Annotated in this window: 20 protein-coding genes; 11 read left to right on the top strand and 9 right to left on the bottom strand. The window is 61.5% G+C overall.

The features are described from left to right. Positions 1–2 precede the first annotated feature (2 nt). Positions 3–1,307 (top strand): guanine deaminase, encoded by a 1,305-nt coding sequence (guaD, locus tag ACUN0G_RS07140; RefSeq protein ID WP_445572996.1) that lies wholly within the window; start codon positions 3–5, stop codon positions 1,305–1,307. Between the two features lie 123 nt (positions 1,308–1,430). Here guaD and ACUN0G_RS07135 read toward each other — a convergent pair whose 3' ends face one another. Further along, positions 1,431–2,195 (bottom strand): GntR family transcriptional regulator, encoded by a 765-nt coding sequence (locus ACUN0G_RS07135; RefSeq protein WP_017477154.1) that lies wholly within the window; start codon positions 2,193–2,195, stop codon positions 1,431–1,433. 329 nt (positions 2,196–2,524) lie between these two features. Here ACUN0G_RS07135 and ACUN0G_RS07130 point away from each other — a divergent pair, with 329 nt between their 5' ends. Next, positions 2,525–3,715, top strand: a complete 1,191-nt coding sequence (locus ACUN0G_RS07130; RefSeq protein WP_445572995.1) for a benzoate/H(+) symporter BenE family transporter — start codon at positions 2,525–2,527, stop codon at positions 3,713–3,715. Between the two features lie 54 nt (positions 3,716–3,769). Here the strand turns inward: ACUN0G_RS07130 and ACUN0G_RS07125 are convergent, their stop codons facing one another. Continuing rightward, positions 3,770–4,114, bottom strand: coding sequence for a YggL family protein (locus tag ACUN0G_RS07125; RefSeq protein ID WP_003219101.1), 345 nt, complete (start codon positions 4,112–4,114; stop codon positions 3,770–3,772). 236 nt (positions 4,115–4,350) lie between these two features. On the opposite strand from ACUN0G_RS07125, the gene dacB reads away from it, so the two are divergent. Further along, a complete protein-coding gene (dacB, locus tag ACUN0G_RS07120; RefSeq protein WP_445572994.1) occupies positions 4,351–5,811 on the top strand; it encodes a D-alanyl-D-alanine carboxypeptidase/D-alanyl-D-alanine endopeptidase in 1,461 nt (486 codons plus the stop codon). Between the two features lie 177 nt (positions 5,812–5,988). Here the strand turns inward: dacB and ACUN0G_RS07115 are convergent, their stop codons facing one another. Beyond that, positions 5,989–8,388, bottom strand: a complete 2,400-nt coding sequence (locus ACUN0G_RS07115; RefSeq protein ID WP_445572993.1) for a sensor domain-containing diguanylate cyclase — start codon at positions 8,386–8,388, stop codon at positions 5,989–5,991. Between the two features lie 140 nt (positions 8,389–8,528). Further along, positions 8,529–10,793 carry a bifunctional 23S rRNA (guanine(2069)-N(7))-methyltransferase RlmK/23S rRNA (guanine(2445)-N(2))-methyltransferase RlmL gene (gene rlmKL / locus ACUN0G_RS07110; RefSeq protein ID WP_063032336.1) on the bottom strand — a complete coding sequence of 755 codons (2,265 nt, stop codon included), beginning with the start codon at positions 10,791–10,793 and terminating at the stop codon, positions 8,529–8,531. A 532-nt stretch (positions 10,794–11,325) separates the two neighbouring features. Between rlmKL and rmf the strand changes: the two genes are divergently transcribed. Further along, positions 11,326–11,541 (top strand): ribosome modulation factor, encoded by a 216-nt coding sequence (gene rmf, locus ACUN0G_RS07105; protein ID WP_002553055.1) that lies wholly within the window; start codon positions 11,326–11,328, stop codon positions 11,539–11,541. A 121-nt stretch (positions 11,542–11,662) separates the two neighbouring features. On the opposite strand, the gene ACUN0G_RS07100 is transcribed toward rmf, so the two are convergent. The 4 genes from ACUN0G_RS07100 to sctC all read right to left on the bottom strand — a co-directional run bounded on the left by ACUN0G_RS07100 (position 11,663) and on the right by sctC (position 15,236). After that, entirely contained in the window at positions 11,663–12,688 is a 1,026-nt protein-coding gene (locus ACUN0G_RS07100) for a quinone-dependent dihydroorotate dehydrogenase (protein WP_445572992.1), read from the bottom strand. 86 nt (positions 12,689–12,774) lie between these two features. Continuing rightward, positions 12,775–13,236, bottom strand: a complete 462-nt coding sequence (locus ACUN0G_RS07095) for a transglycosylase SLT domain-containing protein (RefSeq protein WP_445572991.1) — start codon at positions 13,234–13,236, stop codon at positions 12,775–12,777. Beyond that, positions 13,233–13,598 (bottom strand): winged helix-turn-helix domain-containing protein, encoded by a 366-nt coding sequence (locus ACUN0G_RS07090; RefSeq protein ID WP_445572990.1) that lies wholly within the window; start codon positions 13,596–13,598, stop codon positions 13,233–13,235. The genes ACUN0G_RS07095 and ACUN0G_RS07090 overlap by 4 nt, the downstream gene beginning before the upstream one ends. A 174-nt stretch (positions 13,599–13,772) precedes the next feature. After that, positions 13,773–15,236: a type III secretion system outer membrane ring subunit SctC gene (gene sctC / locus ACUN0G_RS07085; protein ID WP_445572989.1), complete on the bottom strand. Its 1,464-nt coding sequence runs from the start codon at positions 15,234–15,236 to the stop codon at positions 13,773–13,775. 237 nt (positions 15,237–15,473) lie between these two features. Between sctC and ACUN0G_RS07080 the strand changes: the two genes are divergently transcribed. Both ACUN0G_RS07080 and ACUN0G_RS07075 read left to right on the top strand, forming a co-directional pair. Beyond that, complete coding sequence (locus tag ACUN0G_RS07080; protein WP_445572988.1) at positions 15,474–16,673, top strand: CmpA/NrtA family ABC transporter substrate-binding protein; 1,200 nt, start codon at positions 15,474–15,476, stop codon at positions 16,671–16,673. Between the two features lie 12 nt (positions 16,674–16,685). Further along, positions 16,686–17,261, top strand: a complete 576-nt coding sequence (locus tag ACUN0G_RS07075) for an ANTAR domain-containing response regulator (protein ID WP_258348771.1) — start codon at positions 16,686–16,688, stop codon at positions 17,259–17,261. Between the two features lie 55 nt (positions 17,262–17,316). Here ACUN0G_RS07075 and ACUN0G_RS07070 read toward each other — a convergent pair whose 3' ends face one another. Next, complete coding sequence (locus tag ACUN0G_RS07070) at positions 17,317–17,778, bottom strand: hypothetical protein (RefSeq protein WP_445572987.1); 462 nt, start codon at positions 17,776–17,778, stop codon at positions 17,317–17,319. 534 nt (positions 17,779–18,312) lie between these two features. Here ACUN0G_RS07070 and ACUN0G_RS07065 point away from each other — a divergent pair. The 5 genes from ACUN0G_RS07065 (at position 18,313) to ACUN0G_RS07045 (ending at position 26,902) form a co-directional block, all read left to right on the top strand. Next, positions 18,313–19,524 (top strand): nitrate/nitrite transporter, encoded by a 1,212-nt coding sequence (locus ACUN0G_RS07065; protein ID WP_093200446.1) that lies wholly within the window; start codon positions 18,313–18,315, stop codon positions 19,522–19,524. Then, on the top strand, positions 19,524–21,194 hold the full coding sequence (locus ACUN0G_RS07060) for a protein kinase domain-containing protein (RefSeq protein WP_445572986.1): 1,671 nt from the start codon (positions 19,524–19,526) through the stop codon (positions 21,192–21,194). Before ACUN0G_RS07065 ends, ACUN0G_RS07060 begins: the two co-directional genes overlap by 1 nt. A gap of 232 nt (positions 21,195–21,426) precedes the next feature. Next, positions 21,427–23,880, top strand: coding sequence for a nitrite reductase large subunit NirB (gene nirB, locus ACUN0G_RS07055; RefSeq protein ID WP_421525731.1), 2,454 nt, complete (start codon positions 21,427–21,429; stop codon positions 23,878–23,880). After that, the gene (gene nirD / locus ACUN0G_RS07050) at positions 23,877–24,194 is read left to right on the top strand and encodes a nitrite reductase small subunit NirD (protein ID WP_063032355.1); all 318 of its coding nucleotides are present in this window, start codon (positions 23,877–23,879) and stop codon (positions 24,192–24,194) included. Before nirB ends, nirD begins: the two co-directional genes overlap by 4 nt. Then, on the top strand, positions 24,194–26,902 hold the full coding sequence (locus tag ACUN0G_RS07045; RefSeq protein WP_445572985.1) for a nitrate reductase: 2,709 nt from the start codon (positions 24,194–24,196) through the stop codon (positions 26,900–26,902). Before nirD ends, ACUN0G_RS07045 begins: the two co-directional genes overlap by 1 nt. Positions 26,903–26,905 lie beyond the last annotated feature (3 nt).

Genomic DNA, 26,905 nt, shown 5'->3' with positions numbered 1-26,905 from the left:
CCATGCCTTTGACACGCAAAGCCTACCGTGCCGCCATTTTGCACAGCATCGCCGACCCTGCCGAAGTAGGGATCGAAGCCTCCTACGAGTATTTCGAAGACGGCCTGCTGGTGATCGACAACGGCCAGATCAGCGCCCTGGGTCACGCCAGCGAATTGCTCGCTACCCTGCCCGCCGACATCGAAGTCACCCATTACCAGGACGCGCTGATCACCCCCGGCCTGATCGACACCCACATTCACCTGCCGCAAACCGGCATGGTCGGTGCCTATGGCGAGCAGTTGCTGGACTGGCTCAATACCTACACCTTCCCGTGTGAAAGCCAGTTCGCCGACAAGGCCCACGCCGAAGAAGTCGCGGACATTTTCATCAAGGAACTGCTGCGCAACGGCACCACCACCGCCCTGGTATTCGGCAGCGTGCACCCGCAGTCGGTGAACGCGTTTTTTGAAGCGGCCGAGAAGCTCGACCTGCGGATGATCGCCGGCAAGGTGATGATGGACCGCAACGCGCCGGACTATTTGACCGACACCGCCGAGTCCGGCTACCAGGAAAGCAAGGCGCTGATCGAGCGCTGGCACGGCAAGGGCCGTTTGCACTACGCGGTGACGCCACGTTTCGCACCGACCAGTACGCCTGAACAACTGACCCTCGCCGGGCAGTTGCTGGGGGAATACCCGGACCTGTACATGCAGACTCACATCAGTGAAAACCTGCAGGAAGTGGAATGGGTGAAAGAACTGTTCCCGGAGCGCAAGGGCTACCTCGACGTGTACGACCATTACAAACTGCTGGGTGAACGCTCGGTGTTCGCCCACGGTGTGCACCTGTGCGATGACGAGTGCGCGCGGTTGGCAGAAGCCGGTTCGGCAGTCGCGTTCTGCCCGACGTCGAACTTCTTCCTGGGCAGCGGGTTGTTCAACCTGCCGATGGCCGAGAAGCACAAGCTGAATGTAGGCCTGGGTACGGATGTCGGCGGTGGCACCAGCTTCTCGCTGCTGCAGACACTGAACGAAGCGTACAAGGTGATGCAGCTGCAAGGGGCGCGATTGAGCCCGTTCAAGTCGTTGTACCTGGCGACCCTGGGCGGTGCGCGGGCACTGCGGTTGGAAGACAAGATCGGCACATTGCAGCCGGGCACTGATGCCGACTTCCTGGTCCTGGATTACAACGCCACCCCGCTGCTCAGCTATCGCCTGAAGCAGGCCAATAACATTGCCGAGACGTTGTTTGTATTGATGACGCTGGGGGATGACCGGGCGGTGTTGCAGACGTACGCGGCGGGGCAGCTCGTGCACCAACGCTGATTTAACAAGCACCACAAAACAAATGTGGGAGCTGGCTTGCCTGCGATGCAGACACCTCGGTGTATCAGTGATACCGAGGTGATGCTATCGCAGGCAAGCCAGCTCCCACATGTTTGATCGGGTTTACAACTTTACAGACGAGCGCCCCGGCTTCTTGGTCTGCAACAAATGCGAGAACACTGCATGCAGATCGTCAGAAGCGCTTTCCTCATCGAGGTTGAGCTTGCTGTCGATGTGATCCATGTGATGCATCATCAGGTTCACCGCCAGACCCGCATCCCGCGCTTCGATTGCGTCGATCAGTTGGGTGTGCTCATCGTAGGAGCAGTGCGAGCGGTTGCCGCTTTCGTACTGGGCGATGATCAAGGAAGTCTGGGACACCAGGCTGCGCTGGAAGCTGATCAGCGGGGCGTTCTTCGCCGCTTCGGCCAGTTTCAAGTGGAACTCGCCGGAAAGCCGGATGCCTGCGCCGCGATCGCCCCGGGAGAAGCTGTCGCGCTCGTCGTTGACCATCTGCCGCAGCTCGGCCAGTTGCTCGGCCGTGGCATGCTGTACCGCCAACTCAGTGATCGCACGCTCCACCAGACGCCGGGCGAGGAACACCTGGCGGGCTTCCTCGACACTCGGGCTGGCCACTACCGCGCCGCGATTGGGCCGCAGCAGTACCACGCCTTCATGGGCCAGGCGCGACAGTGCGCGGCGGATGATGGTGCGGCTGACGCCAAAGATTTCGCCCAGCGCTTCTTCACTCAATTTGGTACCGGGCGCCAGGCGTTGCTCGAGGATCGCCTCGAAGATATGCGCGTAGACGATATCGTCCTGGGTTCCACTGCGACCGGCCTTACCGGCTCGCGGTTGTTTCTTGAGGGGCTGCAACTGTTCGTTCATGGGCACTCGGGTCGGGAGAACGGCGGCGAATTGACGTTGACTGTAATACGGCACAGAGGGTCGCTGGCAAGTATCGCGTAAAATCAGCGCACATTGTACACAACCCGTTGCGCCAACACACTGTACGGCTGTTTGCGGCGCCGGCTGTATTGCAATGAATCGTTACGTTTGAGTTTAGGCTTGATTCCGCACTTTCTCCTTTGTAGGAGCGAGCTTGCTCGCGAAAAACGTATAAGCACCGCATTCAGTCAGGATGCCAGCGTCATCGTTAACGACCTTCGCGAGCAAGCTCGCTCCTACAGACAGCCCGGTAAAAGGAACACCGCCCCATGTCCGACGCCCCCCAAGCGCGATTACGCCCACTGGCCGACACTTCGCCTTCGGCCATCGTCGCCGGTTTCATCGCCATGATGACCGGCTACACCAGTTCCCTGGTGCTGATGTTTCAAGCTGGCCAAGCTGCCGGCCTGACCACGGCGCAAATTTCCTCGTGGATCTGGGCGATTTCCATCGGCATGGCGGTGTGCAGCATTGGCCTGTCCCTGCGCTATCGCACGCCGATCACCATCGCCTGGTCCACCCCGGGGGCGGCGTTGTTGATCACCAGCCTGGGCGGTGTGAGTTACGGCGAAGCCATCGGCGCCTACATCACCTGTGCGGTGCTGGTGACGATCTGCGGGTTGACCGGCAGCTTCGAAAAACTCGTCAGGCGCATCCCGGCGTCCCTGGCGGCGGCCTTGCTGGCGGGCATTCTGTTCAAGATCGGCAGCGAGATTTTCGTCGCCGCACAGCAACGCACCGGATTGGTGCTGGGGATGTTCTTCACTTACCTGGTCATCAAGCGCCTGTCGCCGCGTTATGCCGTGCTCGCGGCATTGCTGATCGGCACGGCGCTGTCCGGGCTGATGGGGCTGCTGGATTTCAGCGGTTTCCACCTGGAAGTGGCAACGCCGGTGTGGACCACGCCGCATTTCTCTCTGGCGGCGACCATCAGCATCGGCATCCCGCTGTTCGTGGTGGCCATGACCTCGCAAAACATGCCGGGGGTCGCTGTGCTGCGGGCCGACGGCTATAACGTGCCGGCCTCACCCCTGATCACCACCACCGGCCTGGCTTCGCTGGTGCTGGCGCCGTTTGGCTCCCATGGCATCAACCTGGCAGCCATCAGCGCGGCGATCTGCACCGGGCCCCATGCCCATGAGGATCGCAACAAACGCTACACCGCCGCGGTCTGGTGCGGGATTTTCTACGGGATTGCCGGGGTGTTTGGCGCGACATTGGCGGCGTTGTTCGCCGCGTTGCCCAAGGAGCTGGTGCTGTCGATCGCGGCACTGGCGTTGTTTGGCTCGATCATCAATGGCCTGAGTATCGCCATGAATGAGCCCAAGGAACGCGAAGCAGCGTTGATTACCTTTATGGTCACAGCGTCGGGGTTGACGTTGTTTTCCATCGGTTCAGCGTTCTGGGGGATTGTCGCGGGGGTGTTGACGCTGGTGATTCTGAACTGGCGCAAGGCCTGATTTTTTATACCCAGTAACGAAAAAGCGACCCGGGCGGGTCGCTTTTTCATGACATCAGACTGCCGGGTTGATCGGCTTTTCTGGATGCCAAGCGTCCAACAGGGCGCTGACTTCAACGCGGGTCAGCTCTGGACGAGCCTTCAGCCACGCTTCAACAGCGGCACGCTGTTCTTCGTTGACCGAACCACGGGTGGCTTTGCAAACCAGACCGAAGTCATCACCGCCGACGTAGTCCAGGCCGTTGCCGTCCATTGCTTCAGTCAGGAATGCTTCGAGGAAAGCGTCAACCGCTTCATCGTCCAAACCTTCTTTGAAGTCCAGGTTCAGTTCGAAACCCAGCTCTTGAAATTCATCAACGCACAGTTTTTTGCGCAGACGCCGGGAACGGTTAGTCGCCATTGGAACAATCCTCTTAAGTAATAACGGGCGGCACTTTAGCAGTTTAAGCAGGCCTTTGCCCGATTCTCTGGGACAGGCGGCACAGTGCCAGTAAAAAAAACCGCCAATTGCAGCTATCGTTCAGGCACAAGTGCGACTGCCTTGGGGCATAATGCCGACACTTTCATGACCATTGAGGGATTTTTCGTACATACCCCTCACCTTTTTTACCCCTCAGCAGTAGGGTTTTAATTCTTATGATCAAATCTTTGCGTCCATTGTTACTGGCCGGTTTTCTTCTCCCCCTGGCCTTTTCCGTTACCGCTGCCCCGATCAACACTTCCTTGCCACCCAAGGTCCAGGAAGCCCTCCAGAAAGCCAAGCTGCAAAATAACGCGCTGTCCCTGGTGATGATTCCCCTCAATGGCCCGGGCACACCCACCGTGTTCAACGCCGACGTGTCGGTCAACCCGGCCTCCACCATGAAGCTGGTCACCACCTACGCGGCCCTGGAAATGCTCGGCCCCAACCATCAGTGGAAAACCGAGTTCTACACCGACGGCACCCTCAGCGGCGGCATCCTGAACGGTAACCTGTACCTCAAGGGCGGCGGCGACCCCAAGCTGAACATGGAAAAACTCTGGCTGCTGATGCGCGACCTGCGGGCCAATGGCGTGCAGCAAGTGACCGGTGACCTGGTATTGGACCGTGGCTTCTTCATCCCGCCGCAACTGCCGGAGTTCAATGACGACGGCAACGACGAGAACAAGCCGTTCCTGGTCAAGCCCGACGCCCTGATGGTCAACCTCAAGGCGCTGCGCTTCGTCACCCGCAATGATTCGGGCAAGGTGCTGGTATCGGTAGAGCCGCCGATTGCGAGCATTCGCATCGACAATCAGGTCAAGGTCTCCAACGCCAAGCAGTGCACCGGGGACGTGCGCTACAGCCCGATGACCGCCGCCGATGGCAGCGTCACCGTGACCGTCAGCGGCCAGTTGGCGGATGGCTGCAGCTCGCAGACGTATCTGTCACTGCTGGACCACGCCACCTACACCGCCGGCGCCGTTCGGGCGATCTGGAAAGAACTGGGCGGCAGCATCCAGGGCCGCGACATCCAGGCGCCGGTACCGAAGAACGCCAAGGTGCTGGCCCGTGCGTTCTCGCCGGACCTGGCGGAAATCATCCGCGACGTCAACAAATACAGTAACAACACCATGGCCCAGCAGCTGTTCCTGAGCCTGGGCGCGCAGTACCGCACCGATGCCGACGGCGATGACGCCAAGGCGGCCCAGCGCGTGGTGCGCCAGTGGCTGGCGAAAAAGGGCATCACTGCACCACACCTGGTGATGGAAAACGGTTCCGGTTTGTCCCGTGCCGAGCGGGTCAGCGCCCGCGAAATGGCAACCATGCTGCAAGCAGCATGGCGAAGCCCGTATTCAGCGGAATTTATCAGCTCGTTGCCGATTGCCGGTACCGACGGCACCATGCGTAAACGTCTGAAGACCACGGCCATACGCGGCGAAGCCCACGTCAAGACCGGCACTCTGAACACCGTGCGCGCAATTGCCGGGTTCAGCCGCGACAACAATGGCAATACCTGGGCGGTGGTGGCGATTCTCAACGATACAAAACCGTGGGGTGCCTCTTCGGTGCTGGACCAGGTGCTGCTGGACCTGTATCGCCAGCCGAAACTGGCAGCGGCGGCCCCGGTGCTCTAACGACAACAAAGATCAAATGTGGGAGCTGTCGAGCTTTAGCGAGGCTGCGATAGGATCACCGCGGTGTACCTGGTGCACCGCGGCGCCTGCATCGCAGCCTCGCTAAAGCTCGACAGCTCCCACGTTCCGATATCTGTCTTCAGGAAAGCTCGACAACTCCCACACTCCGATCTGGCTTCAGGCAAGCACCCGCTCTGCCTCAACCCTATCCCTGCCCGCCTGCTTCGCCGCGTACACCCCTGAATCCGCCCGCAGCAACAAGCCATCAACGCCCTCTTCGACTCGCCAGCTGGCGATCCCGAAACTGGCAGTCACGACACCCACATCCTCCATAGGCTCACTGCGCAACGCCTGCCACAACTCCAGGGCAACACTGAACGCCTGGCTGCCGTCGGTATTGGGGCACAGCACCACGAACTCTTCGCCCCCCAGCCGGCAAAACACATCCGTACGCCGCAATCGTTGGCTGATGCGCCGGCACAATTCCTTGAGCACTTCATCGCCGACCGCGTGGCCGTGCTGGTCGTTGATGCGCTTGAAGTGGTCGATGTCGAACATGATCACCGACAACGCTCCAGAAGCGCGCTTGACTCGAATCATCTCGGCCTTCAGCCGGTCCTGGAAGTAGCGTCGGTTATGAATGCCGGTCAGGGAATCGGTAATCGACAGCGCCCGCAGCTCTTCCTCGACCCGCTTGAGATCGGAAATATCCGACACATAGCCATGCCATAACGTACCGCCGCCGGGGAGTTCTTCCGGCGTTGCTTCACCGCGAATCCAGCGCAGCCCACGCTGGGGCAATTGCACCCGGTACTCTTCACGCCAATGGCTCAGTTGCAGGGTGGACAGACGAATGGAATCCCGTACCCGCTCGACGTCCAGCGGATGAACGCGCTCGAAGACCTTTCGTGCATCCTGCTGCAACACCCCCGGCTCGATCTCGTAGATATCGCGAATGCCGTCGCTGGCATAGATGAAACGCGAGTCGCCATTCGGTTCCAGGATGAACTGGAAAATACCGCCGGGCACATGGGCACTGAGTTTCTTCAGCAGGCGGTCCCGCGCGGCCAGTGCCTCATAGGCACGCTTTTGTTCAGTGACATCCAGGCAGATCGCCAGGTGCCCGACCCACAGGCCATGCTCATCCAGCAACACGGTGGCGAGCATGTTCACCGTCAGGTGGCTGCCGTCCTTGCGCACCAGCGTCCACTCACGGGTCTCGTGCACCGCATCGGCGCCGTCCACCAGCATCGCCTGGCCTGGCGCAATGCGTTTGCCCAGCGCCGCGCTCAACTGCACGGCACGGGCTTCCAGCTCGGGCGCCAGGTGCAGGCTTTCGAGGGTCAGATGGCCCAGCACCTCGTCCGACTCAAAGCCCAGCATTCGCTCGGCGCCGGCGTTGAAGGTGGTAATCACACCGCGCAGGTCAGTGGCGATGATCGCCACTTGGGTCGCCGCATTCAGCACGCTGCGCAGTTGGCCGTGGGTGCCTCGCAGTTCCTGTTCACGCTGACGCAATTGGGCCGTGCGCTGCTCCACCAGTTTCAAAGCGCGCTGGCGCTGGCTGACCAACACGTAGAGCAGCGCACTGAGCAGCAGGCTCAGCAGGCTGCCCATGACCAGGATAGTGATCTGCGAAGAATGATTGCCCTGCTGGAACACCAGGCTGGGGCGCAGGCTCAAGGCGTAGACGTGGTCGCCAAGCGTCAGCCGGCGTACAGCCATCAGGTCGCTGTCCGCCACGGCGTTGCTGGATTCGTAGAGCACGCGCTTTTCTGCGTCGGAAGTATCGACGATCTGCGTCACTAGGTTGTCCCGGTCCGCCTTGGGCAAACCGTCAGCCACCAGTTGGCGCATGCTGATCACCGCCATTACGTAACCGTAAGGTTCGCTGACGGGTGCTTGTGGGATTGGTGTCCGACTGACGGGTGCCACCAACAGCACGCCCATGGCGTAGGCCGGCTCCACGCCCACCAGTTGCATGGGCTGGGACACTGCCATTTTCCCCGACTGTTGCGCACGCTCCACCGTCGAGCGCCGCAGTGGCTGGGCCAACAGGTCAAAACCCAGCGGCGAGCCAAGCAGGCTCTGGGTCTGGCTGTACAGCACCGGCACATATTCATCGTGCTGAGCAGCCGGGGCCAGTTCGCCCGCCGCGTTCAATTCGCGAATGGCAAAACTCGCGCCACGCTCAGCGGTAATTTCTTGTTCAAACGCACTGCGCTGGTCACGCAGAACCCGAGGGGCCCAGGCATAAGCACGGGTACGCAACAGCAAAGGCTGGGCAAAACCGTCGAACTCGTTGCGGGAGACCGAATTGGAATTGGCGAAGAACCGCCGCAGGCTGCCCAGGCGTTGTTCCTGGTCCTCAAAGCGCTCCTGGAGGCGGCTGTAGCGCTCGTTGACCAGCAACTGGAAGCGTTGGCGCACCTGCTGTTGATAGAGATCGGAGGCCGCCCAGGCGACGATGATCGTCAGCGCACTCCCGGCCAGAAACACCACCACCGCCACCAGCCACGCCGATACCTGCTCACTGATAAAGCCTAGGATTTTCGGGCGGACGGCATGCAGCGGCATAGACAAGACTCGGAACGCCAGCGTGCAGGTGCGCCACTTTGGCAAGGCCTTAAGTTATAGCCACAGGACTTGCGTTTGACCAGCGCAAAAAAAACCGCAAGGCCGGAATGATCCGGGCTTGCGGCTTCAGAACGCAGTGATCAGCGAGCGGTGATTTTCCACGCCCGATGGATCTTGGCGTTGCGCGCAAAATCCGGGTCGATGGTCTTGTCACTGATCTCCTCGACGGCGTAGCGCTCGACGAGGTTGTCTTCCAACTGGAACTTGCGGAAGTTGTTCGAGAAGTACAACACGCCACCCGGCGCCAGGCGTGCCATGGCCAGGTCGAGCAACTGCACGTGGTCACGTTGCACGTCGAATATGCCTTCCATGCGCTTGGAGTTGGAGAAGGTTGGCGGGTCGATGAAGATCATGTCGAACTCATCGCGACTGGCTTCCAGCCAGGCCATCACGTCGCCCTGCTCCAGGCGGTTCTTGTCGGAGAAACCGTTGAGGGAGAAGTTGCGGCGCGCCCAGTCCAGGTAGGTCTTCGACAGGTCGACGCTGGTGGTGCTGCGCGCGCCACCCTTGGCGGCATGCACACTGGCGGTGGCGGTGTAGCAATACAGGTTTAGGAAGCGCTTGCCGGCCGCCTCTTTCTGGATGCGCATGCGCATTGGGCGGTGGTCGAGGAACAGGCCGGTGTCCAGGTAATCGGTCAGGTTGACCAACAACTTGACGCCGCCTTCGCTGACCTCGGTGAACTTGCCCTGGGCACTCTGGCGCTCGTACTGCTTGGTGCCGCTCTGGCGTTCGCGACGCTTGACCACCACGCGGTTCTTGTCGATGCCCAGCGCCTGGGGAATGGCTGCCAGGGCATCGAACATGCGTGCCGAGGCTTTTTCCGGGTCGATCGACTTCGGCGCCACGTATTCCTGGACGTGAACCCAGTCGTGGTACAGGTCGATGGCCATGGAGTATTCCGGCATGTCGGCATCGTACACACGGTAGCAATCGACGCCCTCGCGCTTGGCCCACTTGCCCAGCAGCTTCAGGTTCTTTTGCAGGCGGTTGGCAAACATCTGCCCGCCTTCGCTCAAACGCGCCTGCTCGACCACCGGGGCCGGGGCGGGTTTGATCGGGTTACCGTTCTTGTTGTACTGGCGCTCTTGCGGCTCGGTCGGCGCCTGGTCGTAGGCCGCTTGCTCGCGCTCGGCCTGGCGCTGTTCCGGGGTGCGACGCTCGCCGGTGACGAACTGGTCCGGGGTGACCTTGATCAACAGCAATTTGCACGGCAAGGCGCCGTTCCAGAACGAATACTGTTTATGGCTGCGGATACCCATGCGCTTGCCCAAGTCCGGAGCGCCGGTGAACACCGCCGCTTCCCAGCCCAGGCACGCCTGGCGCAGACGCTCGCCGAGGTTCTGGTAGAGGTACAACAGGCTGGCTTCATCACCCAGACGCTCGCCGTAAGGCGGGTTGCAGATCACCAGGCCTTTCTGGTTCTGGTCCGGACGCGGCTCGAAGGTGCCGACTTCGCCCTGGTAGATCTTGATCCAGTGGCTCAGGCCGGCGCGTTCGATGTTGTTACGCGCGGGTTGGATCAGGCGTGGGTCGGCTTCGTAACCCCGAACCCACAGCGGCGGCTTGGCCATGCCGATGGCCGCGCGTTCGCTGGCCTCTGTATGAAGTTTCTTCCACAGCGCCGGAACGTGACCGAGCCAGGCGGTGAAGCCCCACAGCTCACGGTTCAGGTTGGGGGCCATGTCGGCGGCAATCATCGCGCCTTCCACCAGGAAGGTACCGACGCCGCACATCGGGTCCGTCAGCGCGCCGCCTTCGGCAGCAATACGCGGCCAGCCGGAGCGAATCAGGATCGCCGCCGCCAGGTTCTCTTTCAACGGTGCAGCGCCCTGCTGCAGGCGATAGCCGCGCTGGTGCAGGCTGTGGCCGGACAGGTCGAGGGAGAGGATCGCTTCGCCACGGTCCAGGCGCAGGTGAATGCGCAGGTCCGGGTTGATCTTGTCGATGGACGGACGTTCGCCGGTCGGGGTGCGCAGTTTGTCGACAATCGCATCCTTGACCTTCAGCGCGCCGAAGTGGGTGTTGTCGATGCCCGAACCGTGGCCGCTGAATTCAACGGCCAGGGTGCCGTCGGCGAGCATGTGGTCTTCCCACTCGATGTCCAGCACGCCGTGGTAGAGGTCTTCGGCGTCTTTCATCGGGAAGCGCTTGAGCACCAGCAACACGCGGTTGGCCAGGCGCGACCAGAGGCACAGGCGGTAGGCGGTCTCCATGTCGGCCATGCCGCGCACGGCCGAGGTGTGCTCGCGGGCTTCCTCAAGGCCAAGCCCGACGGCTTCCTCGATCAGCAGGCCTTCGAGGCCCTTGGGGCAAGTGAGGAAGAGTTCAAAACGGTCCGACATGGGGCATTCCAGGCTTTTCAGCAATAAGTGAACGGGCGACGCATCGCGCGTTCGGTTTTCAATCAAGCGCTTTTCTTGAAGAGCGCTCGTGTGGCACGGATGCGCCGTTCCACCTCGGCTACAGGCCTTTTGGGCCTTTATCGACGGGGCAGTTCAAGTATTTGAAGCAACAAAAAGAAATATTCCGACCCTTCGTCGAATAATAACCGACTGCAACGGGTGGGCATTCTCACTAAAGGATTAAACCCATCCTCTTTGAAGGGCACATCATAGCTGGGTTTGCCCAAGAAAAGGGGCGAAAAGCCATCCCAGCTTATGGCCATAGCATCATTATCGTTACGTGCTTATGACAAAACGATCATTGAATCCATGTGACCTATTGGTTAGAACTCAACACAGGTTGGCGCCGTAACGACGCCGACACATTGGCTCGCCACGCCGGCAGCGAGCCCACCAACGGCAGAAAAACTCTGCCCGGCCTCGGACGAGGCCGAAGGATATCAAGACAGTCAACAAGTGAGGGAAACACCCTATGAGAAGACTTAAGCGTGATCCGTTGGAAAGAGCATTTTTACGCGGATATCAATATGGCGTTCATGGCAAATCCCGTGAGCTTTGCCCATTTACTCTACCGTCGGTACGCCAAGCCTGGATCAACGGCTGGCGAGAAGGACGCGGCGACAACTGGGACGGTATGACTGGCACTGCGGGAATCCACAGACTCAACGAACTTCACGCCGTCGGCTAATCAAGGGCATTTAATTCCGACACCAGCACGAATACGCAACCACTTAACCACGCACGCCCCATCCGGGCGGCGGGCTTCGGCCCAGGGGCTCCTTCGAGGAGCCCTTTTTAATGGGCCTCGATTAAGCTTTTGGCAACGCCGCGATCGCATCCACCGACTGGCGAATCAACGCCGGGCCCTTGTAGATAAAACCGGAATACAACTGCACCAGGCTCGCGCCAGCGGCGATCTTCTCGGCCGCGTGCTTGCCCTCGGTGATGCCGCCCACGGCGATGATAGGCAAGCGCCCTGCCAACTCAGCCGCGAGCACCTTGACGATGTGGGTGCTCTGGTCGCGCACCGGCGCACCGGACAGGCCACCCGCCTCGTCACCAAAGGCCAGGCCTTCGACGCCAACGCGGCTCAGGGTGGTGTTGGTGGCGATCACTGCATCCATTCCCGAGTCCACCAGGGCCTGGGCCACCAGTACGGTCTCGTCGTCGCTCATGTCCGGAGCAATCTTGATCGCCAGCGGCACACGCCTGCCATGGCGCACAGCCAGGTCTTCCTGACGCTGGCGCAAGGCTTCGAGCAGTTGCTTGAGGGAGTCGCCAAACTGCAGGCTGCGCAGGCCCGGGGTGTTCGGCGAGCTGACGTTGACGGTGACGTAGCTGGCGTGGGCATAGACCTTGTCCAGGCAAATCAGGTAGTCATCCACCGCACGCTCCACCGGGGTGTCGAAGTTCTTGCCGATGTTGATCCCCAGGATGCCTGTGTACTTCGCCGCCTGAACCCGCGACAGCAAGTTATCCACACCCAGGTTGTTGAAGCCCATGCGATTGATGATCGCCTCGGCTTCCGGCAGGCGGAAGATCCGCGGCTTCGGGTTGCCCGGCTGCGGTCGTGGGGTCACGGTGCCGATTTCGACAAAGCCAAAACCCAACTGCGCAAATCCGTCGATGGCCGCGCCGTTCTTGTCCAGGCCGGCAGCCAGGCCCACCGGGTTGGGGAAATCGAGCCCCATCACCGACACCGGCATTTTCGCCGGGGCCTTGCACACCAGACCATTGAGCCCCAGGCGGCCACCGGCACCGATCAAATCCAGGGACAGATCGTGGGAGGTTTCCGGAGAGAGTTTGAACAACAGCTGGCGGGCCAGGGTATACATGGGCGGGATTGACTCGGATGGCGGCGAAAGGTGGCGGCGATTATAGCCGGGGTGAAGGGCTGCATGCGAGGCGCGCTGTCCAATCGTCAGTTGCGGTACGCCATCAGTTCCTCGTAGCGAGCCCAGATTTTTTGCGCATAGCGAAGGCGCAGGGCCTCGCGCTGAGGCCCGGGGCCGCCGCCCACATTGTAGGAACCGATCGCCGTCCAGTTGTAGCCGAACTGTTTGACAAAGTCGGCAAGGATCGACGCCCCGACCTCCACTGACAGGCAAGGCTCATCCAGCAAGCGTTGCTCGGTAATGCCCAGCTTGAGCAGGCGCGGCAGGTGAATGCTGTTGATCTGCATCAGCCCGATATCACGGGTGCCATTGCTGTTGGCGTAATTCATGGCCTCGGCGCGATAACCCGACTCCACCGCGGCGATGGCTTGCAGCAGCTCCGGTTCGATGTCATAGCGGCTGGCGGCCTCGGCCCAGCAATACGCCCGGGCTTCATTACTGAAGCCGAGTACGAGCAGCAGCACTCCCTTGCGCCAGACGCGTCTCATGCCTGGCTTCGACCGCAGGTAGAACAGACATGGCGCGCAACCGTGACGGCACAGGTCACTCGGTACCCTTTGCCGTACACCGTCTTGATCAGCCCCCTACCGTCCTTCAAAATTTTACGCAGCGAACAGATGCAACGGGTCAGGGACTCTTCGGTAGCCTCGTTATGGGGCCATGCCTGTTCCAGCAAGTGATCCTTGGTCACCAACACGCCGGCCGACGCCAGCAGCACGCGCAGCACCTGCCCCTCCTTGGGCGGTAGTTGAATATCCGAATCTTCTCCGGTCAGCCTGCCGTCGCCATGCAATGTCCAGCGATCAAAGACCATGGGGGCGGCCAGTGCCCCGTTATTCACCACGGCCATTCGTACCTCTGCACCCAACTCACCCTCATTTCCAACACTGGTTATCCCGAAAAATCGCGACTATAAAAAGCTCACCCTCGGTATAGGAGAGGCAAAAGCCCCCATGCACTGTATTTTTCCAGACAGACTACGTAGGACTTTTCGGCACCACCCCGCACAGAAACAACGGCGGTTTTATCCCGTACCCGGGCGGGTAAATGCACGTTTCACCTGCTCATACTGGGAGGGTGTCAGCGGCGGTGCCTGCCCCGGCTCTGCACGGGTATGCACAGCATTCCCAAGTGCCGCCGCCTGAATGACAAACAGCCGCACACTGTTAGCCATAGGTCCGTAGTAACGTCCGGACAAGGCCGACCCGGCATCACGCTGAAAATCCCCCACCAGCAGCCGCCTGCCCGGCGCCACACGCACCACGCTGCTGATTCCCACGCGCTCCACCGCTGCCGAGCGCTTGCCGCGATTGCCGGCCCTGCCCAACTGGCGGCCATCCTCAATGGTGAGCAACATCTCGATTTCGCCCGCCTCGGCAAAGCGCGGTAAAACACTGACCTGGGTGCCATAAACCACGGGTTGCCACTTATCGCTGTCCTCACCTGGCCGGGGCAGATAGAACGTCTGGTTATCATTGAACACCGCCGGCACATTCTCCTGGGTAAGAATCACCGGCAACGCCGTGACCTTTGCGCGCCGGCGCGGCTCCAGTGCCGTGATCCGCTTCATGAAGGCGTCGTCATCGACGGGCGCCATGACCCGGGTTGCGGAAGGCTCGCCGGAGCCTTCATGCCTGGCCACGCCCAGCTTCTTGAGCTCATCGCGGTCCACATCCACCAACCACAATGAAACCTCCACTGCGCGCTTCGGCACATCCAGTTCCGCCACCAGGCTTTCGATAAAGCTCACCTGCTCAGGCTTGCCTTTGATCAACAGGCTGTTGGTGTCCGGGTAGGCCAGCACCGAAATATCGGTATCACCCAGTAATCCGGATTGCCCCTGGGGGACACTCTCCTGTTCGACAGCCAGCAGTTTTTCGATCATGGATGCCATGCCCGGCACCGTGATGGTTCTGTCGCCCATCTCGTACTCGCGGTCTGCAACGTGGGTGTTGAGTACCTGCACCACCCCGATCCGCTGCGGCCCCATGCGCAGTTCCGCACGCTGGCGGTCCATCAGTTGCGCCAGGCGCAACACATGGTCGACATAGTTCGGCGGCCCGGACACATAGAACATCCGCGCCCCACTCGCCCGCAGCGGGTAGCGCGCCTCATCGAGCCCCGAGCGGCGCATGAACCCGCGCAGGATATCCACTGAAATGTGCCGCAAGGTCACCACCGAGCTTTTCGCCTCGTCGGCGTCATAGAGGTAAAGCACCTGGCCGTCGCTGTACCAGATCAAGCCCCGCTGCCGGGCGACGGACTCCAGCAGCGGTTGCGCCGAATCGAAATCGAACGCTCCGCTGATGCGCTTGCGCGCCGCCGCCTGACTGACAACGATCGGTTGCCCCAGCGGCAATGACAGCGCGGTAAAAAAAGTGTGCAGGCTCTCATCACGAGCCTGGTACGGCTCCCCGAACGCGCAGGGGCTGCCCAACAACACGAGGCAGAAAAGCAGCGTCGAAAAACGGGGAAGGTGGATGAACATGCCTGCATGGTCCGGGCTGAAAGAGCGGCCATACTGCGAGGCAGGCCAGTTTCAATCCTGATGGAAAGCTGACGCCCCGCCCATCCTGCGCGCGTCGTGGCATGTGCCTTGCTTTGCCTTGTCTATCGCGGCCCGCGCCAACGGCGGAACGGGCTCAAGGACACAGACGTCGTTACCCCGGGCCCCTCCTGTGTGTGGCCCGACGGAGCGGCGTTTTTTTATGAAAGGTACGTATTGATGAGTGATCCCCTGGCTTGGGTCAACGGCAGCGATGCCCCGGAAAAGAGCAGCCTCAACCTGGGATTCATGGCCCTGAGCGATTGCGCCTCGGTGGTGGTCGCCGCCACCCAGGGCTTCGCGCAGCCCTATGGCCTGACGTTGAACCTCAAGCGTCAGTCGTCATGGGCCAGCCTGCGGGACAACCTGGTCAGCGGCGAACTGGACGCCGCCCACAGCCTGTACGGCCTGATCTACGCCGTGCACTTGGGCATCGGCGGCGTGGCGCCCACCGACATGGCGGTGCTGATGGGCCTGAACCAGAATGGCCAGAGCATCAACCTGTCCCGTGGTCTGCAACAGTTGGGGGTGACCAGTCCTGAGGCACTGGATCGTCGCGTGCACCAAAGCCGAACAAAACTCACCTTCGCCCAGACCTTTCCCACAGGCACTCACGCCATGTGGCTGTATTACTGGCTGGCGAGTCAGGGCATCCATCCGCTGCAGGACGTGGACAGTGTGGTGGTGCCACCGCCACAAATGGTTGCTCACCTGCAAGCCGGGCGTATCGATGGGTTCTGCGTTGGCGAGCCCTGGTGCGCCAGCGCAGTGAAGCAAAATCAAGGCTTCACCCTGGCGACAACCCAGGCGATCTGGCCGGACCATCCGGAGAAGGTCCTCGGTTGCACCCAGGCGTTTGTCGAGCAATACCCCAACACCGCCCGGGTACTGGTGATGGCCATTCTGCAAGCCAGCCGATTTATCGAGGAAAGTGTCGAGAACCGCCGCTCCACCGCGCAACTGCTGAGCGCCCCGCAATACCTCGACGCGCCGCTGGACTGCATCGAACCGCGGCTGCTGGGCAACTACGACGATGGCCTCGGCAACCACTGGCAAGATCCCCACGCGCTGCGCTTTTATGGCCACGGCGAGGTCAACCTGCCCTACCTGTCCGATGGCATGTGGTTCATGACCCAGTTCCGCCGCTGGGGGTTGCTGCGGGAAGACCCGGACTACCTCGGTACTGCCCGCCGCGTGCAGCAACTGGATATCTATCGCCAGGCGGCCAGCGCCGTGGGGGTGCCTGCCGGTGGCGAGGCCATGCGCAGCAGCCAGCTGATCGACGGCAAGGTCTGGGACGGTTCGGACCCGGCCGGGTATGCCCACAGCTTTCGCCTGCACGCCATGGCCGACGTTTCCAGTCGCCAGGCCTTGCGCTGACAGGAGGATCTTATATTGCGAATCCTGTTGATCAACGACACGCCGCGCAAGGTTGGGCGGCTCAAGGCCGCGTTGACCGAGGCCGGGTTTGAAGTAATCGATGAGTCGGGGCTGACGATTGACCTGCCGGCGCGGGTTGAGGCGGTGCGCCCGGATGTGATTTTGATCGATACCGAGTCGCCGGGGCGTGATGTGATGGAACAGGTGGTACTGGTCAGCCGCGACCAGCCGCGGCCGATTGTGATGTTTACCGATGAGCATGATCCTGGGGTGATGCGTCAGGCGATCAAGTCTGGGGTCAGTGCCTACATTGTGGAGGGGATTCAGGCGCAGCGGTTGCAGCCGATTCTGGATGTGGCGATGGCACGGTTTGAGAGTGACCAGGCCCTGCGCGCGCAGTTGCAGGCGCGGGATCAGCAGTTGGCGGAGCGTAAGCGGATTGAAACGGCCAAGGGGCTGTTGATGAAAATGAAGGGGTGTAATGAGGACGAGGCCTACACGCTGATGCGGCGTCAGGCGATGAGTCGGCAGCAGAAGCTGATTCAGGTGGCGGAGCAGATTATTGCGATGAGTGAGTTGTTGGGGTGAGGGGGGTCGGGGTGTATATCCGTTGTTTAGGTAACGGCCGCCTAGGGTTCCGCTCTTACAGCGGCTCACTTTTGAACAGCGCAAAAGTAAGCAAAACGCTCTTGCCCCACCACTCGGCACCTCGCTTAGGCTCGGTGTGCCCGCACTCCGGCATTACTCCGCGGGCCGCCGCGACGGGGCGTCCCTGCCCCGTCGCGGCTAAACCGGCGTCCTGCCGGTTTACCCGCTCCGTACTGCCTGCGTTCGGCCAGCGTGGTTTAACGGGGCGCTTAAGATCAAAAGCAAAAGCAAGAGCACAGCGGCCTACCGGCCGGCTTGAGTGTTGAAGAGCAAAAGCCAAATCAAAATCTAAAGCGGGCACGGTCCAAATGTGGGAGCGGGCTTGCTCGCGAAGGTCGTTAACGATGACGCGGGCATTCTGGATAAACGCGGCGCTCTCAGGTTTTTCGCGAGCAAGCCCGCTCCCACAGAAAAGCAGATCTGTTTTCGCTCTGGTCTTTGCTTTTGCTTTTAACACTCAAGCCGGCCGGTAGGCCGCTGTGCTCTTGCTTTTGATTTTGATCTGCGGGCCCCGTCAACCACGATGGCCGCAAGCAGGCACGGTGGAGCGGGTAAATCGGCAGGGAAGCCGATTTAGCCGCGCCGGGCCATGGATGGCCCGTCGCGGCGGCCCGCGGAACCGGGCCGGAGTGCGGGCATGCCGAGCCTAAGCGAGGCACCGAGTGGTGGGGCAAAGACCTTTTGGTTACTTTTGGGGCGTTTGCCAAAAGTGACCCGCTGTAAGAGCGGAACCCTAAGTGGCCGTTACCGCAGCAACGGATATGTACACAAAACCCAATGCCTGTTGGCCCACCTCTTGCTAAAGAATCCCCACAGGTAGCCAACGGCGGTTGCCCCCTCCACGACAAAGACGTCGCACACCCGGTTTGCCCTCGCGAACCCGGTGGCGGCGTTTTTTCGTTTTGGCCCCATAGCCCGGGGCCGGTGGGGCGGCCACAGCCGTTCCATCACCAGGCCTTCTCATAAGACCCCTTTACCGCTGAGGTGCGTGATGAAATCAAGCTTCTGGAAATCCGGCCACACCCCAACCCTGTTCGCCGCGTTCCTGTATTTCGACCTGAGTTTCATGGTCTGGTACCTGTTAGGCCCACTGGCGGTGCAAATCGCCGCCGACCTGCACCTCACCACCCAACAACGCGGCCTGGTGGTCGCCACGCCGATCCTCGCCGGCGCAGTGCTGCGCTTCCTGATGGGCATGCTCGCCGACAAGCTCTCCCCCAAGACCGCCGGCCTGATTGGCCAGGTGATCGTCATCTGCGCCCTCTTCGGCGCCTGGAAACTCGGGATTCACAGTTACGAACAAGCCCTGCTGCTGGGCATGTTCCTCGGCATGGCCGGCGCCTCGTTCGCCGTCGCGCTGCCCCTGGCGTCCCAGTGGTACCCCGCCGAGCATCAGGGCAAGGCCATGGGCATCGCCGGCGCCGGCAACTCCGGTACGGTATTCGCAGCCTTGTTGGCCCCCGTACTGGCCGCCGCGTTCGGCTGGAGCAATGTGTTCGGCTTTGCGCTGATCCCACTGATCCTGACCCTGATCGTCTTCGCCTGGCTCGCCCGCAATGCCCCACAACGGCCCAAAGCCAAGTCCATGGCCGACTACTTCAAGGCCCTGGGCGACCGCGACAGCTGGTGGTTCATGTTCTTCTACAGTGTGACCTTCGGCGGTTTTATCGGCCTGGCCAGCGCCCTGCCCGGCTACTTCAACGACCAATACGGCTTGAGCCCGGTCACAGCCGGTTACTACACCGCCGCCTGTGTGTTCGGCGGTAGCCTGATGCGGCCTTTGGGCGGCGCCCTGGCCGACCGTTTCGGCGGGATTCGCACCCTGCTCGGCATGTACGGCGTGGCCGCGATCTGCATCGCGGCGGTGGGTTTCAACCTGCCAAGTTCCTACGCCGCCCTGGCGCTTTTCGTCTGCACCATGCTCGGTTTGGGTGCGGGTAACGGCGCCGTGTTCCAGCTGGTGCCCCAGCGTTTTCATCGGGAGATTGGTGTGATGACCGGCCTCATCGGAATGGCCGGCGGCATCGGCGGTTTCGCCCTGGCGGCGGGCATGGGTGCAATCAAGCAAAGCACCGGCAGCTATCAACTGGCACTGTGGTTGTTCGCCAGCCTGGGCGTGCTGGCGTGGTTCGGCCTGTACGGCGTCAAGCGTCGCTGGAGAACCACCTGGGGCTCGGCAGCGGTGACGGCTGCCCGGGTCTGATGAGCCTGCAACTGAGCTTCGCCCAAGCCAGCGCCACCGGCCCTCGGCAGGAAAACCAGGACGCCTTGCGCCTGGTCACGCCAGCCCCGGAGCTGGCCGCCAGCAAAGGCTACCTGTGCGCCATCGCCGACGGCGTCAGCCAATGCGCCGATGGCGGACTGGCTGCTCGTTCGACCTTGCAGGCCCTGGCCCTGGACTACTACGCCACGCCGCAAACCTGGGGCGTGGCCCAGGCCCTGGAACGCTTGCTGGTGGCACAGAACCGCTGGCTGCAAGCCAACGGCGGCGGCCAGCCGTTGCTGACTACCCTGAGCGCCCTGGTGTTTCGCGGCCAGCGTTTCACCCTGGCCCATGTGGGTGATTGCCGGGTGTATCGCTGGCTCGATGGCGAGTTGCAGCGCCTGAGCGAAGAGCACGTGTGGGAGCAACCGGGCATGCAACATGTGCTCAAGCGCGCCATGGGCCTGGATCAACATCTGGTACTGGATTTCCTCGACGGCGAGTTGCGGGCCGGCGAGTGTTTTCTGCTGCTCAGCGACGGTGTGTGGGCGACCCTGGATGACACCCGCATCAGCGCAATCCTGCGGGAACAGTCGGACCTGAACCTGGCGGTAAACACCTTGGTCAGCTCTGCGCACCTCGCGGGCAGTCAGGACAATGCCAGCGCCCTGCTGGTGCGCGTCGACCAGCTCGGCGCTGCTACTTTGGGTGATGCACTGGTGCAATTGCAGCAATGGCCGCTGCCGCCGCCCCTGAAAGTCGGGCAGCGCTTCGAAGGCTGGCAGGTGGAAGCACAACTGGGGCAAAGCCGCCAATCCCTGCTCTACCGGGTGCGCGATGCCCAGCAACAGGCCTGGCTGCTGAAAACCTTGCCGGTCAGCCATGACGATGACGTGTTCGCCGCCCAGGCATTGCTGTCGGAGGAGTGGTTCCTGCGCCGCGTCGCCGGCCGCGCGTTTCCTGAAGTCCATCCCGCCAGCGGTCGTCAGCATTTGTACTACGTGATGCGTGAATACGCAGGGCAAACCCTGGCCGAACTGTTCAAGCACCAGGGCCTATTGCCCCTGGCGCAGTGGCAGTCCCTGGCCGAACGTCTGTTGCGCGCGGTCGGGCTGCTGCACCGCCGGCAGATCCTGCACCGCGACATCAAGCCGGAAAACCTGCTGCTGGGAGAAGACGGCGAATTGCGCGTGCTGGACTTCGGCCTGGCCTGCTGCCCCGGGCTTTCCGAGGATCGCGCGCACCTGCTGCCTGGCACGCCGAGCTTTATCGCCCCGGAAGCCTTCAACGGCGAACGCCCTACCCCGCAACAGGATTTGTATAGCGTCGGCGTGACCTTGTATTACCTGCTCACCGGGCATTATCCCTACGGCGAAATCGAAGCTTTCCAGCGCCCCAGGTTCACCACGCCGGTCAGCGCCAGCCGTTACCGCCCCGACCTGCCCGACTGGCTGCAACAAAGTCTGGAGCGCGCAGTCGCCGCGCAACCCGAGCAACGTTATGAAACCGCCGAGGAATGGTTGCTGGTATTAGAGCAGGCGGACCGCCGCGAGCTGAGCATTCGGCCAAAACCGCTGCTGGAGCGCGAACCGCTGAAGGTCTGGCAGACGTTGGCCGTGCTGTCGCTGCTGATCAATCTGGTGCTGTTGTACGGGCTGTTGCACCACTAAGAGGCGAAATATCTCGAGACATCGGCAGCAGACCGAACAAACCCGGCCAAACCGCCACTTGGCACAACCACTGCATTAACTTTTCCATCAACACACATATAGCCGCACCTTCAACGTCGAAGGTCGAGCTTCCCGAGAGAACGGGACCAGGACAAAGGCGTCCTCGCTACTTACCTAGCGGGGACGCCTTTTTTTGTTGCGCACGATTTGTCGAGCCACTGCGGAGAACGACATGAAGAAACTCAAACTGGTGATGATCGGCAACGGCATGGCCGGGGTTCGCACCCTTGAAGAATTGCTCAAGCTGAGCAGCGACCTGTACGACATCACCGTCTTCGGCGCCGAGCCCCACACCAATTACAACCGCATCCTGCTCTCGCCGGTGCTGGCCGGTGAGCAGACCTTCGAAGAGATCGTGCTCAACGATTTGAGCTGGTACCTCGATAACAACATCAAGTTGCTGCTCAATCGCAAAGTGGTGCAGATCGATCGGGTCAAACGCAAAGTCATCGCCGAAGACGGCAGCGAGGCCGAGTACGATCGCCTGCTGATCGCCACCGGGTCCACGCCGTTTATCCTGCCGATCCCCGGCAATACGTTGCAGGGTGTAATCGGCTACCGTGACATCGCCGACACCCAGGCCATGATCGACACCGCCAGGACCCACAAGCACGCGGTGGTGATCGGCGGCGGGCTGCTGGGCCTGGAGGCCGCCAACGGCCTGATGCTGCGCGGCATGCACGTGACCGTGGTGCATATCGGCGAGTGGTTGTTGGAGCGGCAACTGGACAAAACCAGCGGTCAACTGCTGCAAACCGAACTGGAAAGCCGTGGCCTGGTGTTCCGCCTGCAGGAACAAACCCAGGCGCTGCATGACGCCGGCAACGGCCGCGTCGGCTCGGTGCAATTCAAGAATGGCGATGTGATCCCCGCCGACCTGGTGGTGATGGCTGCCGGTATTCGCCCCAACACCGAGCTCGCGGAAAAATCCGGCATCCCGTGCAACCGTGGGATTCTGGTCAACGACACCCTGCAAACCTACGACCCGCGCATCTATGCCATCGGCGAATGCGCCAGCCATCGCGGGATCGCCTATGGCCTGGTGGCGCCGCTGTTCGAACAGGCCAAGGTCTGCGCCAACCACCTCGCCCAGCTGGGTTTCGCGCGTTACCAGGGTTCGGTGACCTCCACCAAATTGAAAGTCACGGGCATCGACCTGTTCTCCGCCGGGGATTTCATGGGTGGCGAAGGCACCGAAACCATCACCCTTTCCGACCCGATTGGCGGCGTCTACAAGAAGCTGGTGATCAAGGACGACATCCTCGTCGGCGCCTGCCTGTACGGCGACACCGCTGACGGTGGTTGGTATTTCCGGCAGATCCGTGAGAACCATGCCATTGGCGAGATCCGTGATCACCTGATGTTCGGCGAAAACGCCATCGGCGATGTAGGTCACCAGGGCCAGGACAAGGCCATGAGCATGGCCGACAGCGCTGAAGTCTGCGGCTGCAACGGCGTGTGCAAGGGCACCATCGTCAAGGCGATTCAGGAACACGGGCTGTTCAGCGTCGACGACGTGAAAAAACACACCAAGGCCGCCAGCTCCTGCGGCTCCTGCGCCGGGTTGGTGGAACAGATCCTGATCAACACCGTGGGCGGCGCGGCCGACGTCAAACCCAAAAGTGAAAAAGCCATCTGCGGCTGCAGCGACCTCAACCACGGACAGATCCGCCAGGCCATCCGCGACCAGCACCTGCTGACCATCGCCGGCACCATGAGCTACCTGAACTGGCGCACCCCGAACGGCTGCGCCACCTGCCGCCCGGCACTCAACTATTACCTGATTTCCACTTGGCCCGGCGAGGCGAAAGACGATCCGCAATCGCGCCTGATCAACGAACGGGCCCACGCCAATATTCAAAAAGACGGCACCTACTCGGTAGTCCCGAGGATGTGGGGCGGTGTGACCAATCCATCGGAACTGCGGCGCATCGCCGATGTGGCCGACAAGTACAACGTGCCGATGGTCAAGGTCACCGGCGGGCAGCGTATCGACTTGCTGGGCATCAAGAAGCAGGACTTGCCCGGTGTATGGAAGGATCTCGACATGCCGTCCGGCCATGCCTACGGCAAATCCATCCGCACCGTGAAGACCTGCGTGGGCAGCGAGTTCTGCCGCTTTGGTACGCAGAATTCCACACAGCTGGGGATTGAGCTGGAACATGACCTGTTCAATATGTGGTCGCCCCACAAGGTCAAGCTGGCAGTGTCCGGCTGCCCGCGCAACTGCTCGGAAGCGGGGATCAAGGACGTGGGAATTATCGGCGTCGATTCGGGCTGGGAGATGTACATCGGCGGTAACGGCGGGATCAAGACTGAAGTCGCCGAGTTCTTCGTCAAGCTGAAAACCGCCGAAGAAGTGCGCGAATACAACGGCGCTTTCCTACAGCTCTACCGGGAAGAAGCCTTCTACCTGGAGCGCACCGTGCACTACCTGCAACGGGTGGGCATGGAGCACATCAAGAAGGCCGTCCTGGAAGACCCGGCGCGGCGCCAGGCGCTCAATGACCGCCTGCAATTCTCCCTGTCGTTCGAACAGGACCCGTGGAAAGAACGCCTGGAACAGCCGCTGCTGAAAAAGGAATTCGACACCATCCCCGTCAAACTGCTGGAGGTGCCGGCATGAACTGGCTGGATATCTGCGCCCTTGAAGAAATCAACGCCCTGGGCTCGCGCATCATCACCGGGCCCAAAGGTGACATCGCGATTTTTCGTACCAGTGACGACGAAGTTTTCGCCCTCGACGACCGCTGCCCCCACAAGGGTGGCCCGTTGTCCCAAGGCTTGATCTACGGCAAGCGCGTGGCCTGCCCGCTGCATAACTGGCAGATCGACCTGGAATCCGGTGAAGCCCAGGCACCGGACGTCGGCTGCGCCCATCACCACCCGGCCCGTGTGGAAAACGGCCGGGTGATGCTGGCCCTGCGGGACGCCGGTTGATGAACCGCCAGACCACCGCGTCTACCTGCTGCTACTGCGGGGTCGGTTGCGGCGTGCTGATCGAGCATGATGGTTCGCAGATCCTCGGCGTCACTGGCGACCCGAGCCATCCAGCCAACTTCGGCAAGCTGTGCAGCAAGGGTGCAAGCCTGCACCTGACTGGCGATCTTGCTGCCCGTGCGTTGTACCCGGAACTGCGGTTGGGCAAAGGCCTGGCCCGCACCCGCACTGACTGGGACACCGCCTTGGAACACGCGACCAATGTGTTCGCCGAAACCATCGCCGAACACGGGCCGGACAGCGTGGCGTTCTATATATCCGGGCAGTTGCTGACCGAGGATTACTACAGCTTCAACAAACTCGCGCGAGCGCTGGTGGGCACCAACAATATCGACAGCAACTCGCGGCTGTGCATGTCTTCGGCGGTGGTCGGCTACAAGCGCAGCCTGGGGGCTGATGCGCCGCCCTGCAGTTATGAGGACCTGGAGTCGAGCGACTGCGTGATGATCGTCGGCAGTAACATGGCCTACGCACATCCGGTGTTGTTCCGACGCCTGGAGGAAGCCAAGGCTCGTCGGCCACAGATGAAGGTGGTGGTGATTGATCCCCGGCGCACCGACACCTGCGACCTGGCGGACCTGCATCTGGCGATCCTGCCGGGTACGGATGTCGCGTTGTTCCATGGGATCTTGCACCTGTTGTTGTGGGAAGACTGGATCGACCGCGACTTTATCCAGGCCCACACCAACGGTCTGGTGGAGCTCAAACGCCTGGTTCACGACTACACGCCGCAGATGGTTACGCAGCTGTGCGGGATCAGTGTCGAGCAATTGCGGCTGTGCGCAGAATGGGTCGGCACCTCGGCGAGCTTCCTGTCGTTGTGGTGCATGGGGCTGAACCAGTCCACCGCAGGCAGCGCAAAGAACAGTGCGCTGATTAACCTGCATTTGGCGACCGGCACCATCGGCCGTCCTGGCTGTGGACCTTTCTCCCTGACGGGTCAGCCGAATGCCATGGGTGGACGGGAAACAGGAAGCTTGTCGAATCTGTTGCCGGGCCATCGCGAGGCTGCCAATCCTGAACATCGGGCAGAAGTGGCTGCGTATTGGGGTGTAGAACAACTTCCCGCCAGCACCGGGCTCACAGCCATCGAACTGTTTGAACAGATGCAGGCTGGCAAGATCAAGGCCCTGTGGATCGCCTGCACCAACCCCGCACAATCCCTGCCCGACCAGAACACCGTACGCCAGGCCTTGGAGGCATGTCCGTTCGTGGTGCTACAGGAAGCCTTTCGTACAACCGAGACAGCGCGTTTCGCCGACCTGTTGTTGCCCGCAGCGAGCTGGGGCGAGAAAGAAGGGACGGTCACCAACTCTGAACGGCGCATTTCCCACGTCCGGCAGGCCATCGTCCCACCAGGAGAGGCGCGGCCGGACTGGGCAATCACCGTGGATTTTGCCCAGCGCCTGGAGCGGCGTCTTCGTCCCGGAAAACCGGGTCTTTTTGCCTTTGAGCAACCCGCGCAGATCTTTGAAGAATACAAATTGCTGACCCGTGGGCGCGACTTGGACCTCTCGGGTATCAGTCACGCCCTGCTGGACCGGATCGGCCCCCAGCAATGGCCCTTCCCGGCCGACGCGGTGAGCGGAACACCACGGCTGTACACCGACGGGATTTTCCCTACGGAGACTGGCCGGGCGCACTTTGTCGCCGACCCTTATCGCGCCGCCAAGGAGCAGCGTGACGCGCGCTTCCCTCTGACCCTGATCACCGGACGCCTGCGGGACCAATGGCATGGCATGAGCCGCACTGGTACCGCTGCGCAGCTGTTCGGGCATGTCAGTGAAGCGTTGCTCAGCCTGCACCCGGACGAGCTGCGCCGGCATCGTTTGAAGGAAGGCGACCTGATCAACCTGAAAAGTCGGCGCGGCAGCGTGATTGTCGCCGTCGGCAGTGATAACAGCGTGCGCCCCGGCCAGGCGTTCCTGCCGATGCACTGGGGCGACCGCTTTCTCAAAGGCGGCGTAAATGCGCTGACCCAGCCGGCGTTCGATCCGCTGTCCAAGCAGCCGGAACTCAAACATAGCGGCGTGCGCCTGGAGGCGGTGCAACTGCCCTGGCACTTGTTTGCGCTGATCGAGGGCGATGTGCAGCAACACTTCGAAGCGTTGCGACCGCTGTGTGAGGGCTTTGCCTACGTCAGCCTGAGCCTGACCGGGCGCGAGCGGCCTGCCCTGCTGATTCGTGCGGCGCATCACGAGGCGCCTGCACTTGAGCTGCTCAAGCAGATTGACCAGTTGCTGGGCCTCAATGACGGTCCGGTCATGGCCTACGACGACCCGCGGCGCTCCATTGGCAAGCGGGTAAAAATTGAAAAGGGCCGTATCACCGCAATCCGTCTGGCCGGCGAAACCCTGGCTCGCCACTGGTTGCAAAGCCTGTGGCTGGAAGGCCGCACCGATGACACGTTACGACGTTGGCTGCTGGCGCCATTGAGTGCGCCACCGGGGGGTGGTTCCACCAGCAACAAGACATTGTGCAACTGCAAGAACGTCAGCGAAAACGCGGTCTGCGCCGGCATTGCCCGGGGCCTGGACCTGAACGGGCTGAAGCAGGAGTTGGGTTGCGGTACGCAATGCGGCTCCTGTGTGCCGGAAATCAAACGGCTATTGGCGAACGGCACGCAGCCAATCGCGATCACGGTGTGAGGA

The sequence above is a fragment of the Pseudomonas sp. 32A genome, assembly GCF_052682255.1.
Note: the sequence above shows the minus strand (reverse complement) of the source record. Positions and strands in the feature narration are given on the sequence as shown.